The organism is Paracoccus sp. SMMA_5_TC, assembly GCF_009696685.2.
GTDB lineage: Bacteria > Pseudomonadota > Alphaproteobacteria > Rhodobacterales > Rhodobacteraceae > Paracoccus.
On record NZ_CP102355.1, the window covers coordinates 1,422,379 to 1,434,709 of the forward strand.

Annotated in this window: 14 protein-coding genes; 8 read left to right on the forward strand and 6 right to left on the reverse strand. The window is 65.7% G+C overall.

Going from position 1 to position 12,331, the window contains the following annotated elements; translation table 11 throughout:
* Window positions 1-42: 42 nt before the first annotated feature.
* Complete coding sequence (gene argB / locus GB880_RS07205; RefSeq protein WP_154492198.1) at window positions 43-942, forward strand: acetylglutamate kinase; 900 nt, start codon at window positions 43-45, stop codon at window positions 940-942.
* Between the two features lie 103 nt (window positions 943-1,045).
* Entirely contained in the window at window positions 1,046-1,564 is a 519-nt protein-coding gene (locus GB880_RS07210; RefSeq protein ID WP_154492144.1) for a SixA phosphatase family protein, read from the forward strand.
* 1 nt (window position 1,565) lies between these two features.
* On the opposite strand, the gene GB880_RS07215 is transcribed toward GB880_RS07210, so the two are convergent.
* Together GB880_RS07215 and GB880_RS07220 are read right to left on the reverse strand one after the other, a co-directional pair.
* A complete protein-coding gene (locus tag GB880_RS07215; RefSeq protein WP_263467375.1) occupies window positions 1,566-2,525 on the reverse strand; it encodes a 1-phosphofructokinase family hexose kinase in 960 nt (319 codons plus the stop codon).
* The gene (locus tag GB880_RS07220) at window positions 2,525-2,932 is read right to left on the reverse strand and encodes a metallopeptidase family protein (protein ID WP_154492141.1); all 408 of its coding nucleotides are present in this window, start codon (window positions 2,930-2,932) and stop codon (window positions 2,525-2,527) included. The genes GB880_RS07215 and GB880_RS07220 overlap by 1 nt, the downstream gene beginning before the upstream one ends.
* An 81-nt stretch (window positions 2,933-3,013) precedes the next feature.
* Here GB880_RS07220 and gltX point away from each other — a divergent pair, with 81 nt between their 5' ends.
* Complete coding sequence (gene gltX, locus GB880_RS07225) at window positions 3,014-4,342, forward strand: glutamate--tRNA ligase (protein ID WP_154492138.1); 1,329 nt, start codon at window positions 3,014-3,016, stop codon at window positions 4,340-4,342.
* Between the two features lie 587 nt (window positions 4,343-4,929).
* Window positions 4,930-6,264, forward strand: a complete 1,335-nt coding sequence (gene tig / locus GB880_RS07230; RefSeq protein ID WP_154492135.1) for a trigger factor — start codon at window positions 4,930-4,932, stop codon at window positions 6,262-6,264.
* A 98-nt stretch (window positions 6,265-6,362) separates the two neighbouring features.
* Here the strand turns inward: tig and GB880_RS07235 are convergent, their stop codons facing one another.
* The 4 genes from GB880_RS07235 to rpsF form a co-directional block, all read right to left on the reverse strand.
* Complete coding sequence (locus GB880_RS07235; protein WP_154492132.1) at window positions 6,363-7,145, reverse strand: hypothetical protein; 783 nt, start codon at window positions 7,143-7,145, stop codon at window positions 6,363-6,365.
* 148 nt (window positions 7,146-7,293) lie between these two features.
* A complete protein-coding gene (gene rplI / locus GB880_RS07240; protein WP_154492129.1) occupies window positions 7,294-7,878 on the reverse strand; it encodes a 50S ribosomal protein L9 in 585 nt (194 codons plus the stop codon).
* Between the two features lie 12 nt (window positions 7,879-7,890).
* A complete protein-coding gene (gene rpsR / locus GB880_RS07245; protein ID WP_020949472.1) occupies window positions 7,891-8,118 on the reverse strand; it encodes a 30S ribosomal protein S18 in 228 nt (75 codons plus the stop codon).
* Window positions 8,119-8,136: 18 nt separating this feature from the next.
* Window positions 8,137-8,553, reverse strand: a complete 417-nt coding sequence (gene rpsF, locus GB880_RS07250; protein WP_154492126.1) for a 30S ribosomal protein S6 — start codon at window positions 8,551-8,553, stop codon at window positions 8,137-8,139.
* A gap of 249 nt (window positions 8,554-8,802) precedes the next feature.
* Between rpsF and GB880_RS07255 the strand changes: the two genes are divergently transcribed.
* From GB880_RS07255 to GB880_RS07270, 4 genes are all read left to right on the forward strand, one after another.
* Window positions 8,803-9,384 (forward strand): YceI family protein, encoded by a 582-nt coding sequence (locus GB880_RS07255; protein ID WP_154492123.1) that lies wholly within the window; start codon window positions 8,803-8,805, stop codon window positions 9,382-9,384.
* A gap of 65 nt (window positions 9,385-9,449) precedes the next feature.
* Window positions 9,450-10,508: a peptide chain release factor 1 gene (gene prfA / locus GB880_RS07260; RefSeq protein ID WP_154492120.1), complete on the forward strand. Its 1,059-nt coding sequence runs from the start codon at window positions 9,450-9,452 to the stop codon at window positions 10,506-10,508.
* Entirely contained in the window at window positions 10,505-11,332 is an 828-nt protein-coding gene (gene prmC / locus GB880_RS07265) for a peptide chain release factor N(5)-glutamine methyltransferase (protein ID WP_154492117.1), read from the forward strand. The genes prfA and prmC overlap by 4 nt, the downstream gene beginning before the upstream one ends.
* Before the next feature lie 237 nt (window positions 11,333-11,569).
* Entirely contained in the window at window positions 11,570-12,328 is a 759-nt protein-coding gene (locus GB880_RS07270) for a DUF4167 domain-containing protein (protein WP_154492114.1), read from the forward strand.
* Window positions 12,329-12,331 lie beyond the last annotated feature (3 nt).

The following is a 12,331-nucleotide window of genomic DNA, read 5'->3' on the forward strand; positions in this document are numbered from 1 at the left end:
TCTGGCGCGATGAACAGGGGCCCCATGATGAGAAAGCAGAAGATGAACCGTGACTGGATCGCGACCGCGCGCACCCTTTCCGAGGCATTGCCCTACATGCAGCGCTATTCCGGCGCCGTTGTCGTGGTCAAGTTCGGTGGCAACGCCATGGGCGATGATGCGGCGATGGCCGAGTTCGCCCGCGACATCGTGCTGATGAAACAGGTCGGCATCCACCCGGTGATCTGCCACGGCGGCGGCCCGATGATCAACGATCTGCTGGCCAGGCTGGGCATCGAAAGCCATTTCGTGCGCGGCAAGCGTGTGACCACCCGCGAAACCGTGCAGGTGGTAGAGATGGTGCTGTCGGGTCTGGTCAACAAGCGCATCGTGCAGGCAATCAATGATGCTGGCGGCCGGGCGGTCGGCATTTCGGGCAAGGATGACGACCTGATGGTTTGCGAACCCGACGATCCCGAACTGGGCTATGTGGGCCGGCCTGTGGAAATGAACGTGCAGATCATCCGCGATCTCTACAACGCGGGATTGATCCCGGTGATCGCCCCCGTCGCCACCGGGATGGAGGATAACGAGACCTTCAACGTCAACGGCGACACTGCCGCAGGCGCCATTGCCGGGGCGTTGCAGGCCGACCGGCTGCTGTTGCTGACCGATGTCGCGGGGGTCAAGGATGCCTCGGGCGAGGTGCTGACCCAGATGCACCCCGATCAGGTGCGGGCGATGATCGCCGACGGCACCATTGCCGGTGGTATGATCCCCAAGACCGAAACCGCCCTGAAGGCACTTGAAGAGGGCGTGCGCGCGGTGGTGATCCTGGATGGACGGGTGCCGAATGCCTGCCTGCTGGAACTGTTCACCGAACATGGTGCCGGCTCGCTGATCCGCTCGACCGAACCCAGGGTCAAGCCCCGGGGGCTGCGCCAGGGCGGCAGCCCGCTGTAAGCCCCGCGGCCCATCGGACAAAAGGACGCTTGCGGCGCCCGGTGAAGCTGTGGCAGGCTCGGCCACGCTGCAATCTTAACCGTCTGGCCCGAAAGGCTATTCGATGACTCCTGTCGGACACTGCCGCCTGATCCTGACCCGTCACGCCAAATCCTCGTGGGATGATCCGACGCAGCCGGACCACGACCGCCCGTTGAACGATCGTGGCCGCAGGTCGGCGCGCGAACTGGGCGACTGGCTGGCCAGCCGTGGTTACGAGCCCGAGGAAGTCCTGTGTTCGACCGCCGAGCGCACGCGCGAGACCTGGGCCAAGGTCGCGATGGCTCCGTTGGAGGTTCGGCCCTTGCTGCGTTTCGAGGCGGGGTTGTATCATGCCAGCCCCGAAAGGATGCTGGCGCTGCTGCACACGGCGACAGCGCCCACGGTCATGATGATCGGCCACAATCCCGGGATCGCCGAATTTGCCGCGATGCTTCCCGCGCGTCCGCCAATGGACCCGGAATTCCGTCGATACCCGACAGCCGCCACGCTGGTGGTGGATTTTCAGGCCGACCAGTGGTCCGAGGTGCAGCCGGGTCAGGGCAGCGTGCTGGATTTCGTCCGCATGGATGGGCGCGGCTGATTCAGGGGCGAATTTCGCTGACGACGCGGGCCGCAAACAGGCGTTCGACATCTTCGGCCCGGCACAGTTCAGTTGCCGGCGTCTGCACCGTGGCCGATGCCGCGGCGGCGGCCAGCCCGAGGGAATCGGGCATGCTGTATCCGCGGGCCTGCCCAAGGGTGAACCCTGCCAGAAAGCTGTCGCCGGCGCCCACCTTGCTGGCAATGGGCACGCGCGCTGCCTCTGCGTGCCAGATGCCGTCGTCACAGGCGATGATGTTGCCGTCGCGGCCGCGGGCGACGATGACCGCGCGCGCCGCGCCGCGCTCGACCAGGCCGACGGCAAAGCGCGCGGTATCGGCGCGATAGGGCAGGGGGCGGCCGGCCAGTGCCTCGGCCTCGACATCGTCCATGCGCAGGATGTCCACGCGGCGATCCCGACCGGCGGCGACCTGGGCCAGCGCCGCGCCCGAGGTATCGACCACCAGCCGCGCGCCGCTGCCCTGCAACCTGCGGGCAAGATCGTCGGCAAAACCGGGCGGAACCCCCGGCGGGTTCGAGCCCGACAGCACCACCAGCCCGTCGGGCGCGGCGCAGGAATGTGCCAGGTCCAGCGCGGCCGCAATATCCCCCGCAGCCCATTCCGGCCCCGGCATGACGAAACGGAACTGCTGGCGCAGGGTCTGGTCGTCCACGGTCACCGATTGGCGCGTCTCGCCCGGCGCGGGCAGGCTGCGGATGTGGATGCCGTCCTGTTCCAGCATCCGGGCGATGCGCTGCCCGGTGCTACCCCCCAGCGCCACCAGCGCGGTGCTGTGCCCGCCCATGATCCGGATGGCGCGGCTGACATTGATGCCGCCACCGCCGGGATCGAAACGCGGCTGGGCGCAGCGCAGCTTGATTTCCGGCAGCACCCGGTCGACTGCGGTCGTCATGTCCAGCGCCGGGTTCAGGGTGATGGTCAGCACCGGCGCCTGGGTCATCATTCCCACCAGCGGTCGATTGCGGCGATGTCCTCGTCGGACCAGCCGAAGTGGTGGGCGAATTCATGCACCACCACATGCGCCACCAGCGCCCCCAGCGTCACGTCGCCGCGGCTGGCCCATTCGTCCAGGATCGCGCGGCGGAACAGCCAGACCGTGTCGGGAAAATGCTGCGGTTCGCTGGTGCTTTTCTCGGTCAGCGGGATGCCGTCGTATAGCCCTGTCAGCTCAAGCGGGTCGTCGATCTGCAATTCGTCCAGAAACTCCTCGCTGGCGAAATCCTCGACGCGCAGGATCACCTGGGCGGCAGGGCCGGCGAACTCGGGCGGCAGCGCGGCAATCGCTTCGCGGGCCATGGCTTCGATCTGGGCGGCATCGGGGGCTTCGGCGTCTTTCCAGTCCAGCATCGCTTGCTCACCTTGGGGCTTTGCCCCGATATGGACAAAAACCGCAGCATGTGAAAGAGCGAAGCGGACAGGAGACCGCCCATGACCACCACCCGCTTTGCCCCTTCGCCCACCGGCCATATTCACGTTGGCAACCTGCGCACCGCGCTGATGAACTATCTGATCGCGCGCAAGGCCGGCGGCACCTTCATCCTGCGGCTGGATGACACCGACCGCGAAAGGTCGAAACAGGAATATGCCGACGGCATCCAGCGCGATCTGGAATGGCTGGGGCTGACCTGGGACCGGATCGAACGCCAGTCGGACCGGCTGGACCGCTATGCCGAAGCGGCCGAGGGCTTGCGCGCGGCGGGGCGGCTTTACGAAGTTTTCGAAACCCCGGTCGAACTGGACCTGAAACGCAAGAAGCAGCTGAACATGGGCAAGCCGCCGGTCTATGACCGCGCCGGGCTGGCCCTGTCCGAGGACGACAAGGCCCGCCTGCGGGCCGAGGGCCGCGAAGGCTACTGGCGGTTCCTGCTGGATCAGCAGCGCATCGAATGGACCGACGGCATTCTGGGCGACATCTCGATCGATGCGGCCAGCGTGTCGGACCCGGTGCTGATCCGGGCCGATGGGCAGGTGCTTTATACCTTTGCCAGCTCGGTCGATGATGCCGACATGGGGGTCACCGACATCGTGCGCGGTGCCGATCATGTGACCAATACCGCAACCCAGATTCAGATCATCGGCGCCCTGGGGGCGCAGCCGCCGCGCTTTGCGCATCACAGCCTGCTGACCGGCGCCCAGGGCGAGGAACTGTCCAAGCGTCTGGGCACGCTTTCGATCAAGGATCTGCGCGAAAGCGGCGTCGCGCCCGAGGCGCTGTTGTCGCTGATGGCGCGCCTGGGCTCGTCGCAGCCGGTCGAGTTGCGCATGACGCTGGACGAACTGGCCGCAGGGTTCGATGTCGGGCAATTCGGCGCCTCGCCCACGAAGTTCGATGCCGAGGATCTATGGCCGCTGACGCGCGAGGCCAACCAGTCGCGCCCATTCGATGCGGTGCGTGATCGCATCGCGGCGCTGGGTGTGCCGGATGCGCTGGCCGCACGCTTCTGGCGCGTCGCGTCCCAGAACATCACCCGGCTGGACGATCTGGCCGGCTGGTGGGAAATCTTTTCCAAAGGGGCCGAGCCCCAGATCGACCCCGAGGACGCCGATTTCATCGCCCAGGCGATGACATTGCTGCCGCCCCCGCCCTATGACGACGACAGCTGGTCGCGCTTTACCAATGCGGTGAAGGAGGCGACCGGGCGCAAGGGCAAGGCGCTGTTCATGCCGCTGCGCAAGGCGCTGACCGGTCAGGCCCACGGTCCCGACATGTCCGATGTGATGCCGCTGTTGCAGGTGGTGCGCGCCCGTCAGGGCTGACTGACACAGTCCGGCACGGCCTGCGCCGGTCCTCGACAGGGGCGGCCTTTGCTGGGCTTGGCGTTTCCGCCCGGTTGCGGGGCTGGTTTCCAGTGACTGGCAATTCGCTGCGGCGAAAAAATACAACCGGACAGTCACCCAGAGATGGTGACTGCCCGGTCGTCAGATACCATGCAAACCTGGAACCGCTTAAAAATCAGAACCACGAACCGCTTACCACTTGCTGCCTGTATGCCTGCACACGCGGGCAATGAAAACATGTCGATAAGTTAGGTATGAAGTGATGACCATATTCCGCGTAAATATCAGAAAATAATTCACTATTATTGTCATTTCCGGATGTCTGCATCGCTTTGCGGTTGATCTGCGGCCGGATCTGGCCGCAAATGCGGTCCGCAGATTGCTGCGGGGCATCGAATCCATGGACGCAAGCGGCCAAAACCCGCCTTCGTCCTTGCTATGGCCGGCGAAATCCCCTAGCTAGCGCGCTGAAACATGCGGGGCGCGCGCAGGCGCGGGACACGTTTTCTATCGGTCGCCGGGGCTGGGACGCCTCTCTCCGCGCACGGTTGGATGAAGGAACGGAAATGCAGGTCAAGGAAACCCAGAACGACGGGCTGAAGCGCGGCTATGAATTCACCCTGCCGGCGGCCGATCTGGCGGCGCAGGTGGATGCCAAGCTGAAGGAAGCCCAGCCCGAAATCGAGATGAAGGGGTTCCGCAAGGGCAAGGTGCCGATGGCGCTGCTGAAAAAGCAGTTCGGTCAGCGCGTGCTGGGCGATGCCATGCAGGAAGCCATCGACAAGGCGCTGCGCGATCATCTGGAAAAATCCGGTGACCGGCCCGCAGTTCAGCCGAAGATCGAAATGGTCAACGGCGAAGGCTGGAAGGAAGGCGACGATGTCGTGGTCACCGTTGCCTATGAGGCACTGCCCAACATCCCCGAGACCGACCTTTCCGGCGTCGAACTCGAGCGGCTGGTGGTCGAGGCCAGCGATGAGCAGGTGAACGAGACGCTGCAGGATCTGGCCAAGAACGCCCAATCCTTCGAGGATCGCAAGAAAGGCAGCAAGGCCAAGGAAGGCGATCAGGTGGTGATCGACTTCAAGGGCTTCGTCGATGGCGAAGCCTTCGAGGGCGGCGCGGCCGAAGATTATCCGCTGGTGCTGGGTTCGGGCAGCTTCATCCCCGGCTTCGAGGATCAGCTGATCGGCGCCAAGGCCGGAGATGAGGTCAAGGTCGAGGTCAAGTTCCCCGAGGAATACGGCGCCAAGCACCTTGCCGGCAAGGACGCCATTTTCGAGACCACCGTCAAGGCGGTCAAGGCTCCCAAACCGGCCGAGGTCGATGACGAGCTGGCGAAGAAATATGGTGCCGAGGATCTTGATGCGCTGAAGGCTCAGATCCGCGGCCGGCTCGAGATGGAATACAAGGGGGCGGCCCGTCAGGTTCTGAAGCGTGCGCTGCTGGACAAGCTGGACGCGCTGGTCAGCTTCGACCTGCCCGAATCCCTGGTCGAGGCCGAGGCGCATCAGATTGCCCATCAGCTGTGGCACGACGAGCATCCCGACGAGCACGGCCACGATCACGGCACCATCGAGCCGACCGAAGAGCACAAGAAGCTGGCCGAGCGCCGGGTGCGTCTGGGTCTGCTGCTGGCGGAAATCGGTCAGAAGGCCGAAATCACCGTCACCGACCAGGAAATGACCCAGGCGGTGCTGCGCCAGGCTCGCCAGTATCCGGGCCAGGAACGGGCCTTCTTCGAGTTCGTGCAGAAGAACCCGCAGGCTCAGCAGCAGCTGCGCGCCCCGATCTTCGAGGACAAGGTGATCGATCACATCGTCGAAGGCGCCAAGGTATCGGATAAGACCGTCACCAAGGACGAGCTGGAAAAGGCCATCGAGGCGCTGGACAAGGTCTGATCCCGACCCCAGCCCTGCTGCCATTTGTCCTGCACGCAAAGGGCCGCTGCAACAGCGGCCCTTTTGTATGTTCAGCCATGATAACCGGCGATCGACCCTCAGAGCCGGTGCAGCCGCGAACTGTCTGACCTGTCTGCACCAGAACCGTGGCCCTGGGATGCGGGGGCGTTGTCGGGATGGTCACCGCTCGGCGAGGCGGCGTTGGGCGCGGCGCTGGCACTTGCGGCTGCGCGCGTGGCGGCCGCGACCGCCGCACCCCCAGCCAGAATCCCCCGCACCAGATCGGCGGCGTCGCTGAACTCGCGCACGATATGTGCAGCCTGGCCCGCAACATCCCGGAAACCGCTCACGGCCGAGGACAGGCTGCGCATGACATTGTCCACGCCCTGCGACAGGCTGGCGGTATTGGCTTCCACCTCCTGCATCAGGCTCTGACGGCGCTGCGGGGGGCGGGAATTGCGGCGCGGGCGCGGGGGTGCATCGACGGGCTCTCTGTGGGCGTCGTGCGCCTGCGCGCGATGGGGGTGCTGCGCCTGCGCGCGATAGGTCTGCGGTGGCGGCGGCAGGCGTGGCGGGGAAACTGGCTTGCGCGCATTGTCACTGCCGTGCATGAGCTGTCTGCCAGCGACCACGACACCTGCGGTCAGCGTCGCGGCGATCAGGGCCGTCCCGCCCCAGACCAGCCAGCGCGCACCCCTGGAAGGCCGCGGCCAGGGCCTTGTGCCATCGGGCGAGACGTCGCCATGCGGTGGTATGCGACGAGGCTCGGGACGGTCGCGATGCGGGCGGTGGCCTTCGGGGACCGGGCGGGGGCCAAAACGGGTATGGCTGGTTTCATCGGCCTCGGTATGCGTAATCGGCGGGGCGTGATCCTGGGGCATCCCTGGCATCCTTTGTGATGGACTTTCTGGCGTTCAACATTCCAGGCGTGGCGATTGTTCCGTTCCGCCTTCCTGCTGCGGCCGCAGGCGCATGAAAAAACGCGCCGTAATACGGCGCGTTCTGTGATCCGGCGATTTCCGGACTGGGTCAGTTTCCGGCTTCGTCGTCGTCGCGACCGGCCGAACCGATGTCGTCGAAAAGTTCGGCGATCTCGAATTCGGCGGCGGCCTCTTCTTCGGCGGCCAGTTGCTGGATCGACTTGCCCGACGCTTGCAGTTCGGCCTCTTCGGGCGAACGGGCGACGTTCAGCTTGATCGACACATCGACTTCCGGGTGCAGGTGCACGCGGACCTCATGCAGACCCAGTTCCTTGATGGGCGCGGTCAGCACGACCTGACGGCGCTCGACCGCGAAACCGGCCGCATTCGCCGCTTCGGCGGCGTCGCGCGGGGTAACCGAGCCGTAAAGCGCGCCGGCATCCGAGGCCGAGCGGATGATGACGAAAGACTGGCCGTCCAGCTTTTCGGCCAGCTTCTGCGCCTCGGCGCGGGTTTCGTCGTTGCGGGCGGCCAGTTCGGCCTTGCGCTCTTCAAACGCCTTGACGTTGGCTTCGGACGCGCGCAGCGCCTTGCCTTGCGGCAGCAGGTAGTTGCGGGCAAAGCCGTCCTTGACCTTGACCACTTCGCCCATCTGGCCCAGCTTGGCCACGCGTTCCAGCAGGATGACTTGCATCTTGGTCTCTCCTTACTTCACGGCATAGGGCAGCAGGGCGAGGAAGCGGGCGCGCTTGATCGCGCGGGCCAGCTCACGCTGCTTCTTGGCCGAGACGGCGGTGATGCGCGACGGCACGATCTTGCCGCGTTCCGAAATGTAACGCTGCAGCAGACGGGTGTCCTTGTAGTCGATCGCGGGCGCGTTCTCGCCCGAGAACGGGCAGACCTTGCGGCGGCGGAAGAAAGGTTTGTTCGCCATGATCCTGGTTCCTTTCCCTTAGTTCCGGTCTTCGCGCTCGCGGCGCTCGCGGCGCTCGCCACGCTCGCCGCCACGTTCGCTGCGCTCACCACGCTCGCCGCGCTCGCGGTCGTCGCGTTTCTGCATCTGGACCGAGGGGCCTTCCTTGTGCTCGTCCACGCGGACGGTCAGCACGCGCATCACGTCGTCATGCAGGCGGGCCAGACGTTCCATTTCCTGCACGGCGGCCGAAGGCGCATCCGAACGCAGGAAGGCATAATGGCCCTTGCGGTTCTTGTTGATCTTGTAGGCCAGGGTGCGGACACCCCAGTATTCGTTGTCCACGACCTTGCCGCCGTTATCGGCCAGAACGGTCGAGAAATGTTCGATCAGCCCTTCGGCCTGCGCGTTCGACAGGTCCTGGCGGGCGATCAGCACATGCTCGTACAGGGGCATGTCTTCACCTTGTATCAGGGCGCATTTCAACGGCGGGACCAGACCTTCCGCGCCCCGCCACGAGAGGCTGCGCCGGTTTCGCATTTGCGGAAGGATGCGCCCTTATATCGGCGGCGCCCACGATTGCAAGGCGAATCCCCCGGCCTTGCGGCTTTCCGCCACGCCACACGCGATTGTCAGGCCGTGCGGATTGATTTGCGCAGGCTCTGGCTTCAGAACCCGGTTCAGGCCCCAGACCGGAGATCGCCGATGACCCGATTGCTTCTTGTCGCCGCCGGATTCGTCCTGACAGGCGCGACCCTTGCCCAAGCCGCGCCCGAGACCTATGAATTCGACCCCGACCACAGCCAGGCGGTGTTCCGATACAATCACATGGGCTTTTCGACCAGCACCGGCTTTGTCGCCGGCATCACCGGCAGGCTGGTCATCGATCCCGAGGCCCCGGAAAACGCGACTGTCGAGGCGACCATCCCGCTGTCGGGCCTGAGAACCCTGTCACCGGAACTGGACAAGCATCTGTTCGGGCCCGACTTCTTCGACACCGATCCGGCACAGGCGGTGGCCGAATTCCGCTCGACGCGGGTCGAGCCTGACGGCGGTGACGAGGCCCGCGTCACGGGCGAACTGACCTTGAACGGCGTTACCCGCACCGTCGTGCTCGAGGTCGATCTGAACAAGCGCGGCCCGCATCCGATGACGAAAAAGGAAGCGATCGGCTTTGATGCCGAAGCCAGGATCAGGCGAACCGAGTTCAATCTGGGCAAGTTCGCCCCCGCCGTGGGCGACGAAATCGAAATCGACATCTCGGTCGAGGCGATCAAGGCGCAGTAGCCGGGATCGGCCGCCGCGGCGGTTGCGGCTTGCCCCGGCACTGGCCAGCGGGTAATTCCCGGCCCATGTTGCCACAGGATCGCCTTTCCCAGATCGTTCAGCGCTTCGAATATCTCGAAGCGCGGCTGAACGCCGGCCCGGCGCCGGATGAAATCGCCGCCATCAGCCGCGAATATGCCGAACTGAAGCCGGTGGTGGCGCAGATCGGCGAATGGCAGGCGGCGCAGGCTGGCATCCGCGAGGCCCAGGCCATGCTGGCCGATCCCGAAATGCGGGAACTGGCCGAGGATGAACTGTCGCGTCTGCGCGCACGGTTGCCAGAGCTGGAACATGCCTTGCGCATTGCGCTTTTGCCGCGCGATGCCGCCGATGCCCGCCCGGCGATCCTGGAAATTCGTCCCGGCACCGGCGGCGAAGAGGCGGCGCTGTTCGCAGCCGATCTGCTGGCGATGTATCGCCGCTTTGCCGAATCGCAGGGCTGGCAGTTCCAGATGCTGGAACTGGCGGAATCTGACCTGGGCGGCGTGCGCGAGGCGGTGGCCCGGATCGAGGGCGAGGGCGTCTTTGCGCGGATGAAATACGAATCCGGCGTGCATCGGGTGCAGCGGGTGCCCGAAACCGAATCCGGCGGTCGCATCCACACCAGCGCCGCCACCGTCGCCGTCCTGCCCGAAGCGGCCGAGGTCGATATCGACATTCCGGCAAGCGACATTCGCATCGACACCATGCGCGCCTCGGGCGCGGGGGGGCAGCATGTGAATACGACCGATTCGGCGGTGCGCATCACCCACCTGCCGACCGGCATCGTGGTCACCAGCTCGGAAAAATCCCAGCATCAGAACCGGGCAAATGCCATGGCTGTGCTGCGCGCGCGGCTTTATGACATCGAACGCAGCCGCGCCGATGCGGAACGCGCCGCCGATCGCAAGTCGCAGGTGGGGTCGGGTGATCGCAGCGAACGCATCCGCACCTACAACTTTCCCCAGGGCCGGATGACAGATCACCGCATCGGTCTGACGCTTTACGCGCTGGATCGCATCATGCAGGGCGACCTGTCCGAAATCGTCGATGCCCTGGTCGCCCATGACCAGGCCGAGCGGCTGGCGGCGCAGGGACAGGAATGACCGCAGCCGAGGCCCTGCGCGCCGCCCGCGAGCGTCTGGCGGCAGCGGGCGTTGCCAATGCCGACCAGGATGCGCGGCTGTTGTTGGCGCATGCGCTGGATGTGCCCCGCCATCATCTGGCGACGGCGCTGTCGCAACCGCTGCCGGACCAGGCTGCAAGGCGTTTTCAGCAGGCGGTGGCTGCGCGCGCTGCCCGCCAGCCGGTCAGCCAGATTCTGGGTCGCCGTGCCTTCTGGCGCCACGAATTTCGCGTGACCGGCGACACGCTGGACCCGCGCCCGGAAACCGAAACACTGGTGCAGGCGGCGCTTGAACGGTGCTTTCGGTCCGTGCTGGATCTGGGCACCGGCACCGGGGCGATCCTGATTTCGCTGCTGGCCGAACGGCCGGGGGTCGCCGGACTGGGCACCGATCTTTCCCCGGCTGCGCTGGAGGTGGCGCGCGACAATGCCGCCCGCATCGGCGTCGCGGCCGAGTTCCGCCTGTCGGACTGGTTTGCACAGGTTCAGGGCCGCTTTGATCTGATCGTGTCGAATCCGCCCTATATCGCGCGCGACGAGATGCCCCTGCTGGCGCCTGAGGTGCGCGACTGGGAACCTCGCCAGGCGTTGACCGACGAAGGTGACGGCCTGGGCGCCTATCGCGCCATCGCTGCCGGCGCGCCAGATCATCTGACCCCCGGCGGATGGCTGCTGGTCGAGATCGGCCCCAGCCAGGGCGCCGCGGTGGCGGCGCTCATGGCACAGGCCGGGCTGGGCGCGGTGCAGGTGCTGCCCGATCTCGATGGCCGCGACCGCGTCGTTTGCGGCCAGCTTGCCCCCTGATCGGCAAGTTTCGGCGCCCCGGACGAAATTTTCCCTTGTATGCGCCGCTACGGCATGTTTATTCGCTGTTGTGACGGGGGCGAACAGCCCACGCACGGGTCAGCGATATTCGATATTCCAGCTTTTCACTGGTAACGCGGGAAACCGGAACGACCTTCCTTCCTGCTGCTGGCGCCCCGCCTTGGAAATGACCCCAACCAGATCCGGCAATGGCCGGGAAAAACCGATAACAAGCTGATGAGATCATCCAAATCCCGTTCGCGCAACAAGTCGAACCGCCAGCGTTCGCTGGGCAATATCGTCAACCGCGTCTTTGATTCCTCGGGCCCCGAGGGCAAGGTGCGGGGCACGCCCCAGCAGATCATCGAAAAATACCTGACGCTGGCGCGCGACGCGCAGCTGTCAAATGATCGCGTGGCCGAACAAAGCTTTCTACAGCACGCCGAACATTACACCCGCATGCTGGGCGAGGCGCAGCGCGAACAGGCCGAACGCCAGAACCAGTCCCAGATGCTGCGCGACGACGATGCGCGCGACGATAATGGCCAGGCACCGGAAAATGGCCAGCAGCACATGCAGCGCCAGGATCGCCAGGATCGCGGCGAGCCCCGTGATGAGCGCCGCGAACAGCGCCGCGATGATCGCCGGGATGATCGCCGGGATGACCGTCGCGATGACCGCGCATCCCGGGCCGAGGCTCCGGTGGCCGACAGCCAGCCCATGCCTGCCGAACCCCAGCCAGCCGCGGCCGAGGCGGCGCTGCCCCCGGTGATCGGCGGCGATAACGATCACGGCCCGGTCGAGACCCCAGAGACCGCGGCTGATGGTGCCGAGGATGAAGGCTTTGTTTTGGTGGCCGAAGCGGCCGAACCAGCCGAGGCGGCTGCACCGCGGCGTCGCCGTGCGCCTGCTGCGGCTGGCCGTGCCCCGCGCGCCCCGCGCAAGAAGCCGGACGTCCCCCGGAAGTCCGAGGCCGAGCAGGCTTCGGGCGATTGATCC